Genomic DNA, 21593 nt, shown 5'->3' with positions numbered 1-21593 from the left:
CCGTCTCCTTCACAAGCCCCCTTCACAAGCTCCTTCACGAGGTGAGAGACATGCTGGAAGCCTACGAAGAGATAGCCGGGACGCGGCCCCGGATCCGCCGTGACGTGCTCTTCACCGAGACCCCGGACGGTGTGCTGTTCCACAACGCGCACGGGGGATTCCACCTCAACGCCACGTCCGCCTACCGGTTCGCCACCCTGCTCGTCCCGCACCTGAACGGGGAGCACCTCGTCGCCGACCTGTGCGAGGGGCTCGGTGAGAAGCAGCGGTCCATGGTCGGCCGGCTGGTGCGGACGCTGTACGAGCGGGAGTTCGCCCGTGACACGCCAGTGCCGGACGCGTCGGCCGCGGCCGCCCTGCCGCCCGGGGTGCGCGAGCGCTTCGCCCCGCAGATCGACTACGTCGACCACTACACCGACGACGCGGCCCGCCGCTTCGCCGCCTTCCGCTCGGCGCGGGTCGCCGTCCTCGGTGACGACGCGGTCGCCGGCTGGTGCGCCCTGAGCCTGGTCCGCAACGGCATCGCCGCCGTCGGCCACCCGGCGGGCACCGGCGCCTTCGCCGAGGCGGCGGGCGAGGCCGCGGAACTCACCTCCGCCGGCTGCCCCGTCGTGCTGGAGCCGCTGACGACGACCGGGCCCGTGGGCTGGGACGACCTGACGGCGTACGACATCGTCGTGGTCACCGGCGGCACTGCGGGATCGCGGCGGCTCTTCCGGCTGCTGGAGGCCGGTGTGCCGGAGGGCAGGACGCTGGTGCCCGCGGCCATGTTCGGCGGCCGTGCCGTGATCGGCCCGCTGATGACGCGGGACACCACGGGCTGCTGGGCCTGCGCGGTGCTGCGGCTCGGTGACCACGGCGACGCCGCCGCTGCGGCCGACCTGTGGAGCGGCATCTGTCTGCCCTCGGGCGGGGAGCCCGACGCGGCGCGGCCCGGCCGCGGCCTCTCGGCGATGATCGGGAACCTCCTGGGGTACGAGATCTTCCGGCTCACCACCGGCGCGCTGCCCGCCGAGACGCGCGGCCAGGTCGTCGTCCAGGACGTCGAGTCCTTCGACGTGGTCGCCGAGCCGCTGTTGGCGCACCCCCGCTGCCCGTTCTGCCGGACCGCGGGCACCACCGCTCCGGAGCCGGTCGAGCTGCCGGTGGACGAGCCCGCCCCGGCGGGCGGCACCACCTCGGCGGACATCGACACCGACGCGCTGCTCGCCGAGCTCAACAGCCGCCAGGTGCTGGTCGGGCCGCACGTGGGCGTGTTCCACCGGTTCACGGACGAGCCCTGGACGCAGACGCCGCTGAAGGTGGGCACGGTGAGCCTGCCTCTGGGGCACGGCACGGACCGTCAGATCGTGGCGTTCGACCTCCACACCGTCGCGGGCGCCCGCCTGACGGCGCTCGACACGGCCGCGGGTGTCTACGCCGAGCACGTCGTCCCGCTGAGCGGTGTCCTCACCGGGAGCGCCGTGGACACGGCCCGCGCGGCGGGCGCCCGGGTGCTCGCCCCCGCCGAACTGACCGTGGCCAGCGGGCTGCCCGCCGGGGCCGGTGACGTGACGGCGTGGGTCCGGGCCGGTTCGCTGACCGGTGGCGGGCAGGCACTCGTCCCGGCGGGCGCGGTGCGCACCTTCGGCCCGTACAACAGCGACCGGCTGCACACCCCGACGGCCGCGGGCACCGGGGCGGGCCGGACGACCACCGGGGCCGCCGCGCGCGGGCTGCTCTCCGCCCTGTGCCACGACGCCCTGGAGCGGGCCGTGCGCGGCACGGCCGGGACGGCGCGGATCGCGGGGGACGTGGCGGACGGCGACCCGGAGCTCACGTTCCTGGTGAGCTCGGCCCGCAACCTCGGTGTCGGCTACGAACTCCTCGACCTCGGCGAGACGCAGCGCTCCTCCGCGCATGTGCTCCTCGCCCGCGCCGTCCTCCCCCGGACCGGCGCCTGGGCCTGGTCCGTGGCGGGCGGGACGGACCGGCGGCGGGCCGCGGTGGCGGCGCTGCGCGACCTGCTGGGCCAGGAGCAGCTCGGGCGTGAGCTCGCGGAGCACGGCGACGTCCCCCTGGACCTGGGCGATCCGCTGCTGGGCGACCTCGCCCCGGAGGCACTGGCCGTCGAGGGGGACAGCGCCGCCCGGCCGGACGCCACCACGTACGCGGCGGTGCTCGCCCGGCTGCGCGCGGCGGGCCGCGACGCGCTGGTGGTGCCCACCGGTTCGGCGGACCTGCTGGCGGGCGGCATCAGCACGGTCCGGGTGCTGCTCACGCGTGAGGGCACCCGTGCCTGCTGAGTGGGAGCGCGCCTGCCGTGAGTTCGCCGGGCTGCTGGACAACTCCCCCGCGCGCGCCGCGACCGTCGAGGTCACCGCGCTCGGCACCCGCGACGAACTGGCCCAGGGGCCCTCCGCCGACCGGGAATTCGGACCGCGCGTGCAGCTCTACGGCCACCACGCGCTCGTCGGCCCCCTCCCCCGCGCCGCGGGGCTGCCGGGCGGTCCCTGCCCGCGGTGCCTGGCCCGGCGCTGGCAGTCGGTGCGCGGCCGTGCGCTGCGTGACGCGCTGGAGCTGGGATCCGGCACCCGGGCCGCGGGCCGGCCGCCGTACGCCGTCCCCTTCCTCACCGACGCGGTCGCCGCGCTGGTGGCGGCCCGTCAGGACGAGGCGCCCGCCGAGGAGGGCCCGTTCGGCGCCGTCCACCTCGTCGATCTGGAGACCCTGCGCGTCCGGCGGCATCTGCTCGTGCCGGACGCCGAGTGCCCGGACTGCGGGCGGTGCGTGCCCGACAGCGCGCGGGCCGCGACGCTCACGCTGCGGCCCGCGCCGAAGCACCGGCCCGGCTCGTTCCGGGTGCGGGCGGCCCGGGAGTACGACCTGCCGGTGGCGGCCTTCGCCAACCCGGTGTGCGGGGCGCTGGGGCCCGGGGTGGTGCACGACGTCGCGTCGGCGTCCACGTCGGCCACGGTCGGCTGCTTCGAGTTGCGCTCGGGCGAGTATCTGCGCGAGACGTTCTGGGGCGGCCACGCCGACTCCTACGCCGACAGCGAGCGCGTCGGTGTGCTGGAGGGGCTCGAACGCGCGGCGGGCATGCGGGCCCGCGGCCGCCGGACGCAGGTGCGGGCGTCGCTTGAGGCACTGGGCGGCGACGCCCTCGACCCGCGTGAATGCGGGCTGTACACCGAGGAGTTCCACCGGGCGAACCCCCGCGTGGTGCCGTTCACCGCCGACCGGGAGATCCCGTGGGTGTGGGGGTACTCGCTGCGGGACCGGCGGCCGCTGCTCGTCCCCGAGATCCTCACCTACTACGGCACGCCCGGCCTGGAGAACCGCTTCGTCCAGGAGAGCTCCAACGGCTGCGCGTCGGGCGGCTCGCTGGAGGAGGCGGTCTACCACGGGCTGATGGAGGTGATCGAGCGGGACGCCTTCCTGCTCGCGTGGTACGGCAAGGCGGCCCTGCCCGAGATCGACCCGCGGAGCAGCGCGGATCCGCGGACCCGGCAGATGGTGGACCGGCTCGCGATGTACGGCTACGAGGCGCGGTTCTTCGACACCCGGATCACCTTCCCGGTGCCGGTGGTGACGGCCGTCGCGGTGCGGAAGGACGGCGGGACCGGTGCGCTGTGCTTCGGCGCGGGCGCGGGCCTCGACCCGGAGGCGGCGCTCGCGGGCGGGCTGTGCGAGATCGCCACGGACGCGGTGAACATCCGGGGCCGGGCCGTGCGGGACGGCGCACGGCTGCGGGCCATGGCCGCCGACTTCGACAAGGTGCTGGCCCTGCACGACCATCCGCTGGTCTACGGCCTGCCGGAGATGGCCCGCCACGCCGCGTTCCTCCTGGACGGCGGCGGTCCGAAGCGCGCGCTGCCGGAGCTCTTCGGACCCGGCGTCCCGGTGTCTGCCGATCTGCGGGACGACGTCGAGCGGTGTGTGGCCGCGGTGGCCGGCGCGGGCTTCGACGTGGTCGTCGTCGACCAGACGCTGCCCGAGCAGCGCGAGCTGGGCCTGCACACGGTGAGCGTCCTCGTGCCCGGGCTGCTGCCGATCGACTTCGGCCGGCAGCGGCAGCGGGCCCTGCGGATGCCGCGGATGCGGACGGCGCTGCGCGCGGCCGGTCTGCGCGACCGCGATCTGGAGCCCGCCGACCTCAACCCGGCCCCGCACCCCTTCCCCTGAGCCGCCGAACACCTAAGGAGAACTTGTGGGTCACGCCCATGACTACGCGGAAGCGATCATGCACCGCGGCAGGATCCCGATGGAACCCGTCGGCTTCGTGCCCGACTGGTCGGACCGCCCGCGCAAGGGGAAGTTCTACCCCGGCGCGGAGTCCTTCCCGCTGCCGGCCGGGGACGGCACGGACTCCTCCGGCACGGTGGGGGAAGGAGTGTCGTCCGGCGCCGGTACGGCGCGCTTCACCCTGCCGCTGCTGGGCGGGATGCTCCTCGACTCCTACGGCCGGACCGGCCGCCGCCTCGGCGTCCAGGCCAACACCGACCTGCCGTCCCTGCCGGGCTACACCGACGCCAACTGGTCCCGCGGCACCGCCTCGGGCGGCGGCCTCTACCCCGTGACGGTCTATTGGGTGAACGGCCCCGGCGGGCCGCTCACGCCGGGCGTCCACCACTACTCCACCACGCACCACGCAATGGAGCGGCTGCTGACGGGCGACGTCTCGGCGGAGGTGCGCGAGGCGCTGGGCCTCGATGTGACGACTGATCAGTTCCTGGTCGTCGGCGTGAAGTTCTGGCAGAACGCCTTCAAGTACAACAGCTTCTGCATGCACGCGGTCAGCATGGACGTCGGTGCCGCCCTGCAGACGTGGCGGATCTGGGCGCGCGCCCGGGGGCTGCGGGTGGAGCCCGCCCTGTGGTTCGACGAGGAACGGCTGGCCCGGCTGCTCGGTGTCGACCCCTTGGAGGAGGGCATCTTCGCGGTGGTGCCGCTCTCCTGGGACAAGGACTGGGACAAGGACTGGGACAAGGAGCGGGCCACGGCACGTCCCACCGGGGCGGCGCCGCGGGTCCGGCGCACCGAGAGCGAACGCTCGCGCAAGGTGATCGCCTTCGAGGCCGTACGGCGGATCCAGGCGGCCATGGCCGAGCACGCCACCGACCGCCCGGCACCCGGCGCGCTCGCGGCCGCCCTGCCGGAGGCCGCGGACGGCGAACGCGTCGCGCTGCCGGAGCCGGATCCGCTGGACATGGGGGTGCGCGAGGCGCTGCGGCGACGGCGCAGCAGCTTCGGCCGGTTCGACGCCCAACGTCCGCTCGCGGCAGGGCAGTTGGCGGCGGTCCTGGCGGCCTCCGCGCCGGCGTCCGTGGGCAGTGATGCCACGGGTCCGGACGGGCCGCCGCTGGCGAAGCTGTACGTCTTCGTCAACCACGTCGAGGGCGTCGCGCCCGGCACGTACGCCTATGTGCCCGACAGCCACGAACTGCGCCTGGTCAGGCCGGGGCCGCCGGGCGGCTTCCTCCAGCGGAACTACTTCCTGTCCAACTACAACCTGGAGCAGGCCGCGGCCGTTGTGGTGCCGGCCGTCCGGATGGCCGCGGTGCTCGACGCGGTCGGCGACCGCGGCTACCGGCTGGTGAACGCGACGGTCGGGGCGGTGGCACAGACCTTCTACACGGCGGCGGCCGCGCTGGGCGTGGGCAGCGGTGTCGCGCTCGGCTTCGACGCCGTGTCGTTCGTCGAGGAGCTGGACCTCGCGGGCAGTGGCGAGTCACCACTGCTGATCATGCTCGTCGGCCATGAGCGGCCCGGCTCCGCCGACTTCCGCTACGAACTCGCCTGAGCGGCACAGGGAAGACATGACCACCGAGACATCCCACTGGGCGATCGGCCCGCACTTCATGCTGCGCGTGGCGGGCCTGCCCGTCGCGGCCGTACAGGCCCTGCGCTGCCCGGACACCGGCCGCTGGGCGGAGCGCGTGCTCCGCGAGGAGGCGCGGCTGCGGACGCGGGGCGCCGAACTCGGCGACCGGCTGCACCCGCTCGTCAAGAGCGCCGGGAGCGAACACGAGCGGCGACTGCTGCTGCGGCTGCGGCGGGAGGTGTTCAACGGCAGACTGCCCGCCGGGGCCGAGGAGGCGCTCGCGCTGCTCGCCGCCGCCGACCCGGCCACCGCGGCGGAGGCCGGCGGCTGGGTGCGCGACCGCCGGGCCCTGGCCGCGCTGCTCGCCGAGGGCGCGCCCCTCCTCGCCGCCGAGACCGCCCGCACCCGCGCCGAGCTGCGCGGGCTGCTGGGCGAGGAGCGGCTGCGGCTGGGGCTGCTGCTGGCGTCATCGGAGCTGGAGAGGCGACTGGACGCGTACATCGGCACGGACCCGGCCGGGCGGCCGGACAAGCGCCAACGCAAGGTCGAGCGCTCCGCCCTGGCCTATCTCTACCGGACGGTGTGCAAGACCAGCCCGTTCAGCACTTTCACCGGGGTGGCGCTGGGGCGCTTCACCGACGACGCCCACGGGACGGTCCACGTCCCCGAGGTGTGGACCGGCCGTCCCCGGCTCAACGTCGTCGTCCTGGCCCGGCTCGCCGAGCTGATCGCCGCCGACCCCGGCCGGCGCGGCGACCTGCCCGTCGCCCTCGCCTCCGGCTGGGGGCGCGACGACGACCGGATCCGCTATGTGCGCCGGTCGGTGACCGCGGGCGACGACGGCGCGGCGGTCACCTTCGACGCGGCGCGTGACCGGCTGTTCTTCCTCCGCCGCAGCGGCACCCTGGAGCGGCTGCTGGCCCTCTTCGCGGAGCGGCCGGTGCTGCGCCACCGCGAACTCGTGCGCTGGCTGGGCGCCGAGCGGGGCGCGGAACCGCGGGAGTGCGAGCGCTATCTGTCGGCCCTGCTGGAGCTGGGCATGGTGCAGATCCCGGCACTGTGCACGGATGTGCACAGTGCCGATCCGCTGCGTGCCTTCCGTGACGCGCTGCGCGACCTGGACCGCCCGTGGGCGACCCGGCTCGCGGAGACCCTGGAGTGGCCCGTCGCCTGCGTCGACCGCTACGCCGCGGCCGGCGCGGGCCTGCGCAGGGAGCTGCTGGCCGAACTGCGCCGCGCCCTGACGGAGATCCAGCGGGAACTCGGGGCGCCGGACGCGACCCTGCCGCGGACCCTGCTCTACGAGGACGTCCGCGCCGGGTCCGCGGACACCGCCGTCACCTGCGGGCTCCGCCCGTGGGCGGAGGACGGCGGGCCGCTGGCCGCGCTGCGTTCGGTGGAGCGCGTCCTGCCCGCCTTCGACCTGACACTGCCTCAACGGATCACGCTCAAGGGATTCTTCACGGCGCGGTACGGCAGCGGCGGCCGGTGCGATGACCTGCTCAAGCTGGTGCACGACTTCCACGAGGACTTCTACGACCAGTACATGACCTTCACCGCGCGCCGTAAGCCCTTCGACGAGCAGGGCCGTCACGTCCCCGAGCCCAACTGGCTCGGTTTGCCGGGCATCGCGGCCGTGGACGCGGCACGCGAGGAGTGGACGGCCCGGATGCGGCGGCTGTGGGACACCGCACGGGGGGCCGGGGAGGTCTGCGTCCGCACCGAGGCGGTCGACGCGGTCGCCGGGCACCTCGAAGGAGTCACGGCCGCCTTCGCCCCGCAGAGCCACTTCCTCCAACTGGTGCCGCGCGACGGCGACCCGCTGGCGGTGCTCAACCAGTCGTACGGCGGCCTCGCCTTCCCCTTCAGCCGGTTCACCCACTGCTACGACGAAGAGGGCGAGGGGCTCTCCGGCCGGATCCGGCGCGCGGCGGCGGCCGCGCAGCCGGCGGGCGCGGTGTTCGCCGAGATCACCGGCGGTTCCGTCACCAGCAACCTCAACCTGCACGGGCGCCTGACGGACTATCAGATCGTGTGTCCCGGCGAGACCAGCACGGTGCCGCCGGAGCAGCGGATCGCCCTGGACGACCTCTTCGTCGAGCACGACACCGGCACCGACCGCCTGGTGCTGCGCTCGAAGCGGCTCGGCCTCGAGGTCATTCCGGTCTACCTCGGCTACCTCGTCCCCCTGGCGCTCCCCGAGATCCCCCGCACGCTGCTGCTGCTCTCCCCCACGTCCATGGCCCCGCTCGACGTGTGGGGCGGGGTGCCGGAGGGCCCGGCCGACGACGGGGTGACCTCGCGGCCGCGGGTGCGCCACGGCCGTCTCGTCCTGAGCAGGCGCAGCTGGACGGCCCCGGCCTCGGCGCTGCCCGCCGGGGCGGAGGGGGACGACGCCCGGCGGTTCCTGGAGTGGCAGCGGTGGCGCGCGAAGCACCGGCTCCCCCGCCGGGTCTTCGCCACCGTCACCTCGGCCGCGGCCCCGCCGACGGCGGGCCGGGCCAAGCCGCAGTACGTCGACTTCGACAGCTGGCTGTCCCTCACCGCGCTCGAAGGGCTGCTCAAGGACCCCGCCGACCGGGTCGTCCTGCGCGAGGCCCTGCCCGACGAGGACGACCTGCACGCCGTCTCCGCCCAGGGCCGGCACGTGGTGGAGCTGGCCGTCGAGACACTCCGCAACGACCGCGAAGGAACCGGTGCGCTGACATGACCGTACCCAGCACCACCACCGCCGGCGCCTGGCAGGCCCTGCACATCCAGTACGCCGCCAACCCCCAGCCCCTGCTGACCCAGTGCGTCGGCCCGCTCGTCGAGGAGCTCGCCGCCGACGGCCTGCTGGCGGGCCACTTCTTCATCAACTACTGGCTGGAGGGCCCGCACGTGCGGCTGCGGCTGCGGCCCGCGACCGAGGCCGCGGCGGCCGAGGTCCGGGGCCGCGCCGAGCGGGCCGTCGCGGCCTTCCTGCGGGAGCGGCCCGCGCTCTACGAGGTGGACTCCTCGGGCTTCCTCAACGAGTTCTACAACACCCTCTTCGAGCTGGAGTTCCCGGAGGACGAACGGGGCGGCTTCCTGGCCCCCGACGGGCGGATGAAGCTGCGCCCCAACAACACCTTCACCCGGGAGCCGTACGAACCCGAGTACGGCAAGTACGGCGGCCCGGCCGGGGTGGAGCTCGCCGAGTGGCACTTCCGGCACTCCAGCGAGCTCGTGATCGAGGCCGTCCGCACCATGAACCTCCACCTGCGGACCGTCCGCCTGGGCACCGCGGCCCAGCTGATGATGGTGATGGCGGGCTCCTTCCTGCCCGGCCGCGCGGAGCTCGCGGAGTATCTGGACCGCTATCACGCCTTCTGGCAGAAGGCGTTCTCCGGCACGGACTTCATCGGCTCCGAGGAGTACGACCGCGGCTACGCGGACATGGGCCCCGCGCTCGGGCGGCGCTTCGACACCGTCCTCGGCGCCCTCGCCGGCGGCGGGACCGGCCGGCTGCCCGGCTTCCTGCGCGGCTGGGCCGGGCACTGCGCCGAACTGCGCGACCGCGCCACCACTCTGGCCACGCGCGGCGACCTCGTCTTCCGCTCCTGGGACGGCACCACCGACGAGCGGGTGGACGACCCGGCCGTCGCCCTGCCCCTCCTGCTGTCCCCCTATATGCACATGACCAACAACCGGCTCCATGTGACGATCCGCGACGAGGCCTACCTGTCGTACGTCCTGGGCCGCGCCCTGCGCGAGGAAGGCGGCCGATGACCTCCGGGCCGCTGGAGCGGCGGCCCGCCCTGCGCCCGGACGTCCTGCGCAGCGCGGCGCTGCGGCGCGGCACGTCCGTGGTGCACCTGGTGAAGGACCCGCGCGGCGGGCAGTCCTTCGAGGTCGGCGTCAAGGAGCACTTCCTGATGGCGCGCCTGGACGGCACGCGCACGCTCGGGGAGATCGGCGAGGAGTACGCGCGCCACTTCGGCAGACGGCTGGGTGAGGCCAACTGGCGTCAGCTGCTCGGGCTGTTGTGGGAGAAGCACCTGCTGGTGGGCGCCGAGCCGCCGGCCCCTGCCGCGCCGGAGCGGCCGGCGCGCAGCACGCTCCTCAAGGGCACGCTGCGGCTGACGGCCGACGCGGCCGCCACCACCGACCGGCTGTACCGGGCCGTCGGCTTCGCCCTGTCGCCCTGGTTCGTGGTGCCGCTCCTGCTGCTCACGCTCGGCATGGAGGCGTACGTCGTCCTGCGCCTGGGGGTGTTCGCCGACGGGGCGCTGGAGCTGTTCCGGCAGCCGGCGACGCTGCTCGCGGTGTTCACGCTGCTGTGGGTGAGCACGGCCCTCCACGAGCTCGCCCACGGGGTGGTCGCCCGGCACTTCGGCGGGACGGTCGGCGAGATCGGGCTGCGCTGGCACCTGCCGATGGTGTTCATGTACTGCAAGGTCGAGAACTACCCCTATCTGCCGACCCGTTGGGCCCAAGCAGCCACCGCGGCCGCGGGCACAGTGATGAACCTGGCGTTCCTGCTGCCGTTCCTCCTGCTGTGGTCGGTACTGCCCGACGGCGACCCGGCCCGCGGCCCCCTCGCCGGGCTGCTGCTCGTCGGCTCCGTGCTGGCGCTCACCAACCTGGTGCCCCTGCCGCCGCTCGACGGCTACAAGATGCTCGGCCACTGCCTGGGCCTGGCCGACTACGCCACCGAGAGCCGCCGCTTCCTGCGGCTGCTGGCCGCGCGTGCCGTGCGGCGCGGCCCCGGGGTCGCCGGGTACCCGCGCGCGGCCCGCATCGCCTACGCCTCCTACGGGCTGGGGGCGGCCCTCCTCGTCGGCGGCTGCGGGGTGGGCGGCGTACTGCTGTGCCACCACCTGCTCGCCGGCCGGTACGGCGTGTGGGCCGCCGCCGTCCCGGCCCTGCTGATCGTCGCCCTGGTGGCGGTCACGGGCCCCTGGGCCGGGCGCCGGCCCGCACCGACCTCGTCCGCAACGCGCAAGAAGAGCTGAGGAAACATGAGAAACGACAAGCCGACGAGCCCCGCGCTGGTGCTCGAAGGCGTACGCAAGCGCTACGGCGACGTCCAGGCGGTGGACGGGATCTCCCTGACGGTCGAGCGCGGCGAGTTCTTCGGCGTGCTCGGGCCGAACGGCGCGGGCAAGACCACCCTCGTGGAGATCATGGAAGGGCTGCGCCAGGCCGACGGGGGCACCGTGTCCGTGCTCGGCTCCTCCCCCTGGCCACGCGATCTGGACCTGCTGCCGCGCATCGGCGTGCAGACCCAGAGCTCCGCCTTCTTCACCCGGCTGACCGCGCGGGAACACCTGGCCACGGTCACCGCGCTCTACGGCGCCGACCCGGCCGGGGTCGACCGCACGCTCTCGCTCGTGGGACTGGCCGAGCAGCGGGACATCCGCATCGAGGTGCTCTCCGGCGGCCAGCGGCAGCGGCTCGCCATCGCCTCCGCCCTGGTCCACGACCCGGAACTGATCTTCCTCGACGAGCCCACCGCGGCCCTCGACCCGCAGGCCAGGCGCGCCCTGTGGAAGGTGCTGCGCGCCCTGAAGAGCGAGGGGCGCACCATCGTCTACACCACGCACCACCTCGACGAGGCCGAGGCGCTCTGCGACCGGGTGGCGATCGTCGTCGCGGGCTCGGTGGTCGCGCTGGACAGCCCGGACCGGCTGGTGGGGGCGGCGAAGGCGCCGACCCGGCTGCTGGTGCCCGCGGACCGGCTGTCGCCGGAGCGGGCGCGGGAGTTCGAGGGCGCCGACCGGGTCTGCCTGGAGGGCGGGTCGGTCGTCATCGAGACCAGGGCGGCCGGGCCGCTGCTGGCCGCGCTGGGGGACGCCGTCGGCCTCGACGGCATCCGGACCCGCACCGCGACCTTGGAAGACGTCTATCTGGAGCTCACCGGCGAGCTCATCGGAACGGAGCAGGGCGCATGAGCGCGTACACCGCACTGACCGGCGCGAGTTACCGGGCGTCCGTCCGGGACCGCACCACCGTCTTCTTCACCTTCGCCTTCCCCCTGATCTTCCTGGTCGTCTTCGGCCTGATCTTCCGCGGCAAGACGGTGGAGGAGAGCGGCCGCGGCTACATCGACTACATCGCCCCCGGCGTCCTGTCGTGGGGCGTGGGCAACGCGGCCGTGTTCGGCGTGGCGTTCACCCTCATGCAGTGGCGCCGTGACGACCTGCTGCGCCTCATCCGGCTGACCCCCACCCCGCTGTCGTCGGTGCTCGCGTCGCGCTACGTCATCGCCCTGGTCATCGGGGCCGTGCAGGCGGTGCTGTTCATCGGGGTCGCGCTGCTGCCGGTCTTCGGCCTGCGGGTCGACGCCACGTGGCCGTGGGCCGTACCGGTGCTCGTGTGCGGCATCACCGCGTTCCTCGCGATCGGGCTGGTGATCGGGGCGCGGGCGGACACCCCGGAGGCGGTGGCGGCCGTCGCCAACTGCGTGATGGTGCCGATGGCGTTCCTGTCCGGTTCGTTCTATCCGCTCGACGCGATGCCGTCCTGGCTCCAGTCCGTCTCCAAGGCGCTGCCCCTGCACTATCTCAACGACGGCATCTCCCGGGCCGTCTCCGGGCGCGCGGACCTCGCCTCGACGGCCGTGGCCTGCGCCGGACTCGCCCTGTTCGCCCTGGTCTTCGGCCTGATCGCGGTCAAGGTCTTCCGCTGGAGCAACGACGCATGAGCACTCCCATGGCCGCCGCGAGCGAGCACCTCCGCCGGGCGCTCACCGAGCGCTTCCACGCCGCCGCCCGCGCCCCGGGCGCACCGGCCCCCGTCGTCGTGCCCGTAGGTTCCGCCGACGCCTTCCGGCCCGGTGAGGACCCGCACGGCGCCCTGCGCGCCCGCGCCACCGTGCACCTGACCGCCCAGGCGGTGCTGATCGGCCCCTGGGGTGCCACCGGGGAGGCGGCCGCGGCCTGCGGCCACTGCCTCGCGCGGCGCTGGCAGCGGCTGCGCTCCCGCTCCGAGCGCGACGCGCTGGAGGTGGGCACCCGCATGACCGCGGCGGGCACCTGGCCCGTACTGCCCGACTACGCCGTGGACACCGTCTGGGCGGTGTACGAGGCGGTGTTGCTCTCCGGCCGCCCGGTGGCGGCGGGGCGGCCGGACGGCGAGTGGCACACCCCCGCGGACCGCCCGCTGCCCCAGGTCTCCCGGATCGACCTCGCCACCCTGAAGGTCACCACGCTGCCGCTGCTCGCCGAGCCCCTGTGCCCACGGTGCGGCCCGGCGCCCGGGTCCGGCCCCCTGCCGGAGCCGAACTCCCGGCGCAAGCCCGCGCCGGACGCCTCCCGGCTGCGCCCGGCGGACGCCTACCCGCTGCCGAGAGGAGCGCTCGCCAACCCCGTGTGCGGCGCGCTCGGCGAGGGCACCTGGCTCAACGTCGCCTCACCCACGACCTCGCCCGTGGCGGGCAGCGTCTTCGTCCGCACCTACGCGGGCCTGTCCGACGTCACCTGGAGCGGCCAGGCCAACTCCTTCGCCTCCAGCCGGACACTGGCCTTCCTCGAAGGGCTGGAACGGTACGCGGGCATCCACCCCCGGCGCCGGGGCGAGCCGGTCGTGGACTCCTACGACAACGTCCGCGCCGAAGCCGTCGATCCACGTACCTGCGGTACCTACGCGCCACAGACGTACCGCGACGACCCGATGCTCGAACCCTTCGACCCCGGGCGGAAGATCCCCTGGGTGCGGGGCCACTCGCTGCGCGACGGCCGCGCGGTGCTGGTGCCGCGGCGGGCGGTCCACTACGGCGCGGGCGTGGACAGCGACAACTTCGTCTTCGAGAGCTCCAACGGCTGCGCCACCGGCAGCTGTCTGGAGGAGGCGGTGCTCTTCGGACTGCTGGAGCTCATCGAGCGGGACGCGTTCCTGCTCGGCTGGTACGGCCGGGCCCGCCTCACCGGCATCGACCTGGCCTCGTGCCGCGGCGGCGCGGTGCGCGCCATGGCCGACCGCGCGGCTCTCCAGGGCTACGACGTGCGGGCCTTCGACAACCGCGTCGATCTGTCCGTGCCCGTCGTGACCGCGGTCGCGGTGCGCCGCGACGGCGGCCCCGGCACGCTCTCCTTCGCGGCGGGTGCCCGCCTCGACCCGGAGGAGGCGGTGGAGGCGGCGCTGTCGGAGGTCCTCACCTATCTCCCGCACCTGGACCGCCAGGTGGCCGAGCACCGGGACGACCTGGAGGCGATGGCCGACGACTTCTCCCTCGTACGGCAGCTCACCCACCACGCCCGGCTCTACGGCCTGCCGCGGATGGCACGGCACGCGCACGAGTATCTGGAACCCGCCGCGGTCCGCCCGGTGGACGAGCTCTACGCCGGCTGGCGGCGGCCCGCCACAGGGGATCTGCTCGACGACGTGCTGCTGTGCCGCGACGAGCTGGTGCGCGCGGGCTTCGACGTGATCGTGGTCGACCAGACCTCGCCCGAGCAGGAGCGCATGGGGCTGCGCACGGTGTCGACCGTCGTGCCGGGGCTCGTCCCGATCGACTTCGGCTGGGACCGGCAGCGGGTGCTGGGGATGGACCGGCTGCGTACGGCGTTCCGGCGGGCGGGGTGGCGGACGACGGACCTGCGGGACGAGGAGATCCGCCGGGTGCCGCACCCGTTCCCCTGACCCGCCCCGGCCGTGACGCCGGGCAGCCCTCTCCGGGACGGATCCCGTCCCGGAGAGGGCTGCCGGTGCGCGGCTCGTCAGGCGGAGCAGCTGGTGGTGCTGGTCGTGCTGGAGCAGGTGCTCGTGGAGCTGGAGCTGGTGGAGCCGGCGAGGACGACCTCGCTGGCGTCGGAGTAGTCCGAGATCTCGAACGTCTCCGACTCCAGCTCCAGGATCTCCTGGGCGAGGGAAGCGAGTTCGGCCTTCTGAGCCATGGTTGATCTCCTTCGTGCGGTCGGGCGGGGACGGGGGCCCGCGCCCTTCGGTCCTTGCGCGATCAGTCCACCAGGGGCCGCTGACAGATCACTTCGCGACCGCTGACACCCGGTGTCAGCGGCGCCTCCGCGACGTCCACGAGAAAGGCGGATCCATGCTCACCGAGGAACAGTTGCGGGCGGTCACCACGCTCTACCTCGATCTCCACGCCCACCCGGAGCTCTCCGGGGCGGAGGCGCGGACGGCCGGTCTGTTCGCCGGCCGGCTGACGGCGGAAGGTTTCCGGGTGACCACGGGCGTCGGCGGCCACGGTGTCGTCGGGGTGCTGGAGAACGGCGACGGGCCGCGGGTGATGCTCCGCGCCGAGCTCGACGCCCTGCCCGTACGGGAGCGGACCGGCCTGCCGTACGCGAGCCGCGTCACCGCCCCCGAGCCCGTCATGCACGCCTGCGGCCATGACCTGCACCTCACGGCGGTCGCGGGCGCGGCCGGCGTGCTGGCCAGGGAGAGGCGGCGGTGGCGGGGCACGCTGCTGGTCGTCGGGCAGCCTGCGGAGGAGACGCTGACGGGCGCGCGGGCCATGCTCGACGACGGGCTGTACGAGCGGTTCGGCCGCCCCGACGCGGTGCTGGCCCAGCACGCGGCGCCGTTCCCGGCGGGCATGGTCGCGCACGGCTCGGGCCCGGTGACGGCCGGCAGCGTGTCCCTCGACGTGGTGGTGCACGGCCGCGGCGGGCACGCGGCGACGCCCCACCTGGCCGTGGACCCGGTCGTGACGGCGGCCGCGACGGTGCTCCGCCTCCAGTCCGTGGTGGCCGCCGGGACGGCACCCGCCGAACAGGCGGTCCTCACGGTGGGCCGGCTGCACGCGGGGAAGCGGAGCAATGTCCTTCCCGACCGGGCCGAACTGGGCGTCACCGTCCGCGCCTTCTCCGAGTCCGCGCTCGACCGGCTGTCGGCGGCCGTGCACCGGGTCGTACGGGCCGAATGCGCCGCCTCGGACTGCCCCGAGCCGCCGGACATCACCGTCACGTCCCGCTCCCCCGTCAACCTCCCCGACGCCCGGCTGACTTCGGCCGTACGGGACGCCCACCGGACGGCGTTCGGCACGGAGCGGGTCACGGGGTGGTCGCCGTCCCTGGCCACGGAGGACTTCCCGCTCTTCGCCGAGGGCGGGGTGCCGACCGCCTATTGGATGCTGGGGACGGCGGGACCGCGGGAGTGGGCGGCGGCACGGCACACCCCGCTCCCGCCGAACCACTCCCCCTTCTTCGCCCCGCACGCCCGCCTCGCCGTCCCGACAGGCGTCGAGGCGATGGTGACGGCGGCCCTGTGCGCCCTGTCCGCTACGTGAACGGGGCTACGGCCGCGGCTCCACGGAGGGGCGCGAAGACAACGCGCTGCGGCAGCCGGGCGGGTGACGACGCCGACGGCCGTGAACTCCCCGGCGACGGCCGGTTCCCGGGTCCGGTGACCGGCGGCGACCGACAGGCCCCGTTGCCGGGCGGGCACACCACCTTGCAGGGTGGGCACCAGGTCACCCGGCCTGGACCGCCAGAGGAAGGACTGACTCATGGACCAGCCGTTCGGTTCCTACCAGAACGAGATCTACTCCGACGCGCTTCGCGGCGTCCTGCCGCGGTACCCCATGACGCACGACGAGTTGGAGTCCAGGGCCCTGGCGATGCTGCCGGAGTCCGTGCGCTTCTATGTCGCCGGGGGTGCGGGGGACGAGCGCACCCAGCGGGCCAACGTGGCCGCCTTCGAGCGGTGGGGGCTGTACCCCAGGATGTTCGTGGGGGCGGCGCGACGTGACCTGTCGGTCGACCTGTTCGGACTGACCCTGCCCTCGCCCCTGTTCATGGCGCCGATAGGCGTCATCGGGCTGTGCGCCCAGGACGGGCACGGCGATCTGGCGACGGCGCGGGCGGCCGCCCGTACCGGGGTCCCGATGATCGCCTCGACCTTCTCCGTCGACCCGATGGAGGCGGTCGTGGCCGGGTCCGGGCGGACACCGGCGCTGTTCCAGCTGTACACGCCCACCGACCGGGACCTCGCGGAGAGCCTGGTCCAGCGCGCGGAGAAGGCGGGGTTCAAGGCGATCGTGGTCACCCTGGACGCCTGGACGACCGGCTGGCGGCCGCGCGACCTGAGCACCGGCAACTTCCCGCAGCTGCGCGGCCACTGCCTGGCCAACTACACCGGCGACCCCGTCTTCCGGGCCGGCCTGGAGCGCACGCCGGAAGAGGACCCGCAGGCCGCGGTCCTGCGCTGGAGAGAAGTCTTCAGCAACCCCCTCACCTGGGACGACCTGCCCTGGCTGCGCTCGATCACCACACTGCCGCTGATCGTGAAGGGCCTCTGCCACCCCGAGGACGTGCGCCGCGCCCGGGACGGCGGCGTGGACGGCGTCTACTGCTCCAACCACGGCGGCCGCCAGGCCGACGGGGGCCTGCCCGCCCTCGACGCCCTGCCCGGCGTCGTCGAGGCGGCCGACGGCCTGCCCGTCCTCTTCGACTCCGGCGTCCGCAGCGGAGCGGACGTCGTCAAGGCGATCGCCCTGGGCGCCACCGCCGTCGGCATCGGCCGCCCGTACGCCTACGGCCTCGCCCTCGGCGGCACCGACGGCATCGTCCACGTCCTGCGCTCGGTCCTGGCCGAGGCCGACCTGCTCATGGCCGTCGACGGCTACCCCACCCTGGCGGACCTCACTCCCGAGGCGCTCCGGCGCGTCGGCTGACCCACTCGCCCCGGCACGCCTGCGCCTGGGATCCCTTCTCCCCCGGTGCCGACGCCGCGGCGGGCGAGCTGTTCACCGGCCTCGCCCGCCTGCTCAAGTGAGCGCCCCCTGGGCCGCCGTCTCCGGCCCAGGGATGCGATCACTTGTGATCGGCGATGCCATGGAGGCATGGCCACGTACAGGCCGGCCACGGGTGCCACGCGGCTGCACCGCGTGTTCGAGGCCGCCTGCGACCGTTCGCCGTCGGCCACGGCGCTGGAGTGCGAGCAGCACAGGCTGACCTACGGCGAACTCGACGCCCGCGCCAACCAGCTCGCCCGTCACCTCCGCGGCCTCGGCATCGGCCCGGGGTCGCGGGTCGCGATCCTGGTGCCGCGCTCGGTGGAGACGTACGTGTCCTTGCTGGGCGTGGGCAAGGCGGGTGCGACGTTCGTGCCGGTCGACCCGGCGTCACCGCCGGACCGCGTCGCCTACATCGCGGAGGACGCCGACGTCGACCTGGTGCTGACCGCCCCCGGTGCCGCGCGGGCCGCCGAAGGGCTCACCCGGCGCGTCGTGGACCTCGGTTCGTGCGGGCCGGAGCTCGCGGCGGCGCCCCGTACCCGCCTGCCGCCCGGCCGGGAGGAGAAGGATCCGCTGGCGTACATCATGTACACCTCCGGGTCGAGCGGCAGGCCCAAGGGTGTGCAGATCGCCCAGTCGAGCATCTGCAACTTCCTCCGCTTCGTCCCCGGGCTCTACGACGTGCGGCCGGAGGACCGGGTCCACCAGGGCATGACGATCTCCTTCGACTTCTCCATCGAGGAGATCTGGCCGACGTGGGCGGTCGGCGCCACGCTCGTCGCGGGCCCGACCGGCTCGGGGCAGCTCGGCGCCGAGCTCGCCGACTGGCTGGAGGAGCGCGGGATCACGGTCATGTACTGCGTGCCGACGCTGCTGGCGACGATCCCCCGGGACCTGCCGCTCCTGCGCGGCATCATGGTCGGCGGCGAGGCGTGCCCGGCCCGGCTCGTCGAGCGGTGGAGCAGGCCGGGGCGCCGCATCCTCAACACCTACGGACCGACCGAGGCCACGGTCACCGCCACCGTCGGGGAACTGCTGCCGGGCCGGCCCGTGACCATCGGCAGGCCGCTGCCCACCTATGCGGTGGTGCTGCTCGACGAGGGGCGCCGGCCCGTGCCCGACGGCGCGGTCGGGGAGATCTGCGTCGGCGGCCCCGGCGTCGCCCGCGGCTATGTCGGGCGGCCGGAGCTGACCGCCGACCGGTTCATCGAGCATCCGCTGGCCCCGGAGGGCGGCAGGCTCTACCGCACGGGCGACCTCGGACGCAGGTCCCCGGACGGGCAGTTCGAGTATCTGGGCCGGGCCGACGCCGAGGTGAAGGTCCGCGGGCGCCGGGTCGACCTCGGCGAGATCGACAATGTGCTGCTGGAGGAGCCCGGTGTGGCCGAGGCGGCCACCACCTTGATGCCCGCGCCCGACGTGGAGAGCGGGGAGGGCGGGGCGGGTGAACTGTCCGCCTACGTAGTGCGGTCGGCGGACGGCACGGAGCCGGACGAGGTCCTCCTCGCCCGGCTGCACGAGCGCGCGCGGCGCAAGCTGCCCGCCTACATGGTGCCGTCCTTCCTGGACGTCCTCGCCGAGCTGCCCGCCATGCCGAGCGGCAAGGTGGACCGGCGGCGGCTGCCCCCGCCGACCGGCCGCCGCCTCCTGGGCGGCGGCGAAGTGGTGCCGCCCCGAGGCGAGTTGGAGGAGCGGGTACGGGACGCCTGGGCGGAGGCGCTGGATGTCGGCCCCGCGGCGCTGTCGGCGGAGGCGGACTTCTTCACCGACCTCGGCGGCCACTCCCTCCTCGCGGCCCGCGTCGTGTCCCTGCTGCGCGACCGGGACCTCGGGGCTCCCGCCCTGCGCGACCTCTACGCCCACCCGACCGTGCGCGGCCTCGCGGCCGTGCTGGGCGCGGCGGCGGAGGCCGCCCCGCCGGCCGGGCCGCCCCGCCCCGAGCCGATCCGCCACAGCGGCCGCCGGATCGCGGCGGCGGGGGCCGTCCAGGCGGGGGCGATCTATCTGGTGCTGCTCTCCTTCACGCTGCCGCTGGCCTGGGTGCTCGACCGGAGCGACGGCGACCTCACCCTGGGGACCTCACTGCACGCCGCGGCCGCCGTGCTGGTCGGCTACTTCGTCCTGCGCTGGATCGTCCCGGCCGCACTCGCGCGCCCGCTGGCGGCGGGCATCCGGCCGGGCCGCTACCGGCTGTGGGGCAGGACGTACCTGCGGCTGTGGACGCTGGGCCTGCTGCTGAGCCTCAGCCCGCTGCCGGTGCTGAGCGGTTCGCCCATGATGGCCGCGTACCTGCGCCTGCTCGGCGCGCGCGTCGGCCCCCGCACCACGATCGCCACCAACGCCGTGTCCCTGCCCACACTGCTGCGCGTCGGCGGTGATTCCGCGATCGGCTACGGCGCCACCCTGCACCCGTGGCGGGTGGCGGACGGCTGGGTGACGGTCGCCCCGATCGACATCGGCCCGCGGTGCTACGTGGGGGCCAACGCGGTCCTCGAACCCGGCGCCCGCATGGGGGCGGGGGCGGGGCTCGGCGAGCAGTCGGTGCTCGGCCAGGGCGAGGCGATTCCCCCCGGAGCCCGCTGGGCCGGGTCGCCACCGGGCCCCACGGACGCGCTCGCCCCCGAGGTGGAGGCCATGCTGCGCGCCGACGGCGACGCCGGGCCGTGGCGGCCGCGCCACCTCGCCGCGGCGCTGCTCGGCCTCGCGGCCCTGGAGGCCGTCGTGCTCGCCATGATCGTGCCGAGTCTGGTGCTGGTGTGGTGGAGCCTGCTCGCCTGGGACACCTGGGCGGCCCTCCTCGTCTCGGTGCTGTCCGGCCCGGTGTACGTGCTGACCGTGTGCTGTGCGGTCGCCGTCGGCAAGCGCCTGGTCCTGCCCACCGTGCCGGCCGGCGTGCGCCCGCTGCGGTCCTCGCTCGGCGTGCGCAAGTGGCTGGCGGACAAGCTCCTGGAGTTCAGCCTGACGTTCACCAACTCCCTCTACGCCACGCTCTACACCGTGCCGTGGCTGCGGGTCCTCGGCGCGCGGATCGGCCGGGGCGCCGAGGTCTCCACCGCCGCGCACCTCGACCCCGACCTGCTCACCCTCGGCGACGGCAGCTTCGTCGCCGATATGGCCAGCGTCGGCGCCGCCTCCTTCGCGGCCGGACGCGTCTCGTTCGGGCCCACCGAGGTGGGCCGGCGGGCGTTCATCGGCAACGCCGCCTTCGTACCGGCCGGCACCCGGACCGGGCCGGGCTCCCTCGTCGGCGTGGGCACGGTGCCGCCGCGGGACGAGGTGCCCGAGGGCACCTCGTGGCTGGGGTCGCCCGCGATCCACCTGCCGGTGCGCCAGAGCAGCGGCTCCTTCCCCGAGGAGCTGACGTTCGCGCCGACGCGCAAGGCGGTGCTCCAGCGGCTGGGCATCGAGTTCTTCCGCGCCACCATGCCCGCGTCCGTGCTGGGCACGAGCCTGTATCTGTACGTGCTGGCGCTCGCCGACGTGGTCCGCCTGCCGGGGCTCGTGCTCCCGTTGCTCGTGGCGCCCGTCCTGCTGATGAGCGCGGGCCTCGCCGTGATCGCGTACTGCGCGGTGGTCAAGCGCCTGGTCGCGGGGGTCTACCGGCCGCGCGTCGAGCCGCTGTGGAGCTGGTTCGTACGGCGTACGGAGTTCGTCACCGGCCTCTTCGAGGCGGCCGCCGTACCGGCCGGGGTGGCCGCCCTGACCGGGACCCCGTTCCTGCCGCCGGTACTGCGCTGGTTCGGCGCCCGCATCGGGCGGCGCACCTGGATCAGCACCACCTACCTCACCGAGTTCGACCTGGTGGACATCGGTGACGACGCCGCGGTGGGCACGGGCGTATCGTTGCAGACACACCTGTTCGAAGACCGTGTCATGAAGATGTCGACGGTCACCCTCCAGGCGGGCACCAGCATCGGCACCCGGGCGATCGTGCTCTACGACGGCGTGGTCGGCGAGGGCGTCTGGCTCGACGCGCTGTCGCTGCTCATGAAGGGCGAGCACCTCACACCGGGCAGCAGCTGGCGCGGCATCCCGGCCCAGGGCGTGACCCACCGGGACACCGGCCACGAGCCCACGCCCGGCCCCCGCCACCGGTGACCGCCCTTCGGGCACGGGCAGTGAGGCAGC

Annotated in this window: 13 protein-coding genes; 12 read left to right on the top strand and 1 reads right to left on the bottom strand. The window is 74.5% G+C overall.

The window, feature by feature from the left end; all coding sequences use genetic code 11:
• Positions 1–50 precede the first annotated feature (50 nt).
• From AB0435_RS16165 to AB0435_RS16125, 9 genes are read left to right on the top strand one after another with little or no spacing between them, the layout of a single operon-like run.
• Positions 51–2285: a TOMM precursor leader peptide-binding protein gene (locus tag AB0435_RS16165; RefSeq protein ID WP_366004294.1), complete on the top strand. Its 2235-nt coding sequence runs from the start codon at positions 51–53 to the stop codon at positions 2283–2285.
• Positions 2275–4164: a TOMM precursor leader peptide-binding protein gene (locus AB0435_RS16160; protein ID WP_366427256.1), complete on the top strand. Its 1890-nt coding sequence runs from the start codon at positions 2275–2277 to the stop codon at positions 4162–4164. The genes AB0435_RS16165 and AB0435_RS16160 overlap by 11 nt, the downstream gene beginning before the upstream one ends.
• Positions 4165–4189: 25 nt before the next feature.
• Positions 4190–5782, top strand: a complete 1593-nt coding sequence (locus tag AB0435_RS16155; RefSeq protein WP_366427255.1) for a nitroreductase family protein — start codon at positions 4190–4192, stop codon at positions 5780–5782.
• A gap of 16 nt (positions 5783–5798) precedes the next feature.
• A complete protein-coding gene (locus AB0435_RS16150; RefSeq protein ID WP_366427254.1) occupies positions 5799–8513 on the top strand; it encodes a lantibiotic dehydratase in 2715 nt (904 codons plus the stop codon).
• Complete coding sequence (locus AB0435_RS16145) at positions 8510–9553, top strand: lantibiotic dehydratase C-terminal domain-containing protein (protein WP_366427253.1); 1044 nt, start codon at positions 8510–8512, stop codon at positions 9551–9553. Before AB0435_RS16150 ends, AB0435_RS16145 begins: the two co-directional genes overlap by 4 nt.
• Positions 9550–10779, top strand: a complete 1230-nt coding sequence (locus AB0435_RS16140) for a peptidase M50 (RefSeq protein WP_366004288.1) — start codon at positions 9550–9552, stop codon at positions 10777–10779. Before AB0435_RS16145 ends, AB0435_RS16140 begins: the two co-directional genes overlap by 4 nt.
• A 6-nt stretch (positions 10780–10785) precedes the next feature.
• Positions 10786–11718, top strand: a complete 933-nt coding sequence (locus AB0435_RS16135) for an ABC transporter ATP-binding protein (protein WP_366004287.1) — start codon at positions 10786–10788, stop codon at positions 11716–11718.
• Entirely contained in the window at positions 11715–12470 is a 756-nt protein-coding gene (locus AB0435_RS16130) for an ABC transporter permease (protein ID WP_366004286.1), read from the top strand. Before AB0435_RS16135 ends, AB0435_RS16130 begins: the two co-directional genes overlap by 4 nt.
• Positions 12467–14407, top strand: coding sequence for a TOMM precursor leader peptide-binding protein (locus tag AB0435_RS16125; RefSeq protein ID WP_366427252.1), 1941 nt, complete (start codon positions 12467–12469; stop codon positions 14405–14407). Before AB0435_RS16130 ends, AB0435_RS16125 begins: the two co-directional genes overlap by 4 nt.
• Before the next feature lie 77 nt (positions 14408–14484).
• Here AB0435_RS16125 and AB0435_RS16120 read toward each other — a convergent pair whose 3' ends face one another.
• Entirely contained in the window at positions 14485–14661 is a 177-nt protein-coding gene (locus tag AB0435_RS16120) for a thiazolylpeptide-type bacteriocin (protein ID WP_361526204.1), read from the bottom strand.
• Positions 14662–14816: 155 nt separating this feature from the next.
• On the opposite strand from AB0435_RS16120, the gene AB0435_RS16115 reads away from it, so the two are divergent.
• The 3 genes from AB0435_RS16115 (at position 14817) to AB0435_RS16105 (ending at position 21563) form a co-directional block, all read left to right on the top strand.
• Positions 14817–16016 (top strand): amidohydrolase, encoded by a 1200-nt coding sequence (locus tag AB0435_RS16115; protein ID WP_366427251.1) that lies wholly within the window; start codon positions 14817–14819, stop codon positions 16014–16016.
• A gap of 219 nt (positions 16017–16235) precedes the next feature.
• Positions 16236–17402 (top strand): alpha-hydroxy-acid oxidizing protein, encoded by a 1167-nt coding sequence (locus tag AB0435_RS16110; RefSeq protein ID WP_366004283.1) that lies wholly within the window; start codon positions 16236–16238, stop codon positions 17400–17402.
• Between the two features lie 168 nt (positions 17403–17570).
• Entirely contained in the window at positions 17571–21563 is a 3993-nt protein-coding gene (locus tag AB0435_RS16105) for a Pls/PosA family non-ribosomal peptide synthetase (protein WP_366427250.1), read from the top strand.
• Positions 21564–21593 lie beyond the last annotated feature (30 nt).

The organism is Streptomyces sp. NPDC051173 (assembly GCF_040689515.1).
In the GTDB taxonomy this organism is placed as follows: Bacteria; Actinomycetota; Actinomycetes; order Streptomycetales; family Streptomycetaceae; genus Streptomyces.
Note: the sequence above shows the minus strand (reverse complement) of the source record. Positions and strands in the feature narration are given on the sequence as shown.

Excerpts from the sequence above, each read along its gene's own strand:
- AB0435_RS16120 (WP_361526204.1), bottom strand. The coding sequence starts at position 14,661 with ATGGCTCAGAAGGCCGAACTCGCTTCCCTCGCCCAGGAGATCCTGGAG.
- AB0435_RS16115 (WP_366427251.1), top strand. The coding sequence starts at position 14,817 with ATGCTCACCGAGGAACAGTTGCGGGCGGTCACCACGCTCTACCTCGAT.
- AB0435_RS16110 (WP_366004283.1), top strand. The coding sequence starts at position 16,236 with ATGGACCAGCCGTTCGGTTCCTACCAGAACGAGATCTACTCCGACGCG.
- AB0435_RS16165 (WP_366004294.1), top strand. The coding sequence starts at position 51 with ATGCTGGAAGCCTACGAAGAGATAGCCGGGACGCGGCCCCGGATCCGC.
- AB0435_RS16135 (WP_366004287.1), top strand. The coding sequence starts at position 10,786 with ATGAGAAACGACAAGCCGACGAGCCCCGCGCTGGTGCTCGAAGGCGTA.
- AB0435_RS16125 (WP_366427252.1), top strand. The coding sequence starts at position 12,467 with ATGAGCACTCCCATGGCCGCCGCGAGCGAGCACCTCCGCCGGGCGCTC.
- AB0435_RS16130 (WP_366004286.1), top strand. The coding sequence starts at position 11,715 with ATGAGCGCGTACACCGCACTGACCGGCGCGAGTTACCGGGCGTCCGTC.
- AB0435_RS16150 (WP_366427254.1), top strand. The coding sequence starts at position 5,799 with ATGACCACCGAGACATCCCACTGGGCGATCGGCCCGCACTTCATGCTG.
- AB0435_RS16105 (WP_366427250.1), top strand. The coding sequence starts at position 17,571 with ATGGCCACGTACAGGCCGGCCACGGGTGCCACGCGGCTGCACCGCGTG.
- AB0435_RS16145 (WP_366427253.1), top strand. The coding sequence starts at position 8,510 with ATGACCGTACCCAGCACCACCACCGCCGGCGCCTGGCAGGCCCTGCAC.
- AB0435_RS16140 (WP_366004288.1), top strand. The coding sequence starts at position 9,550 with ATGACCTCCGGGCCGCTGGAGCGGCGGCCCGCCCTGCGCCCGGACGTC.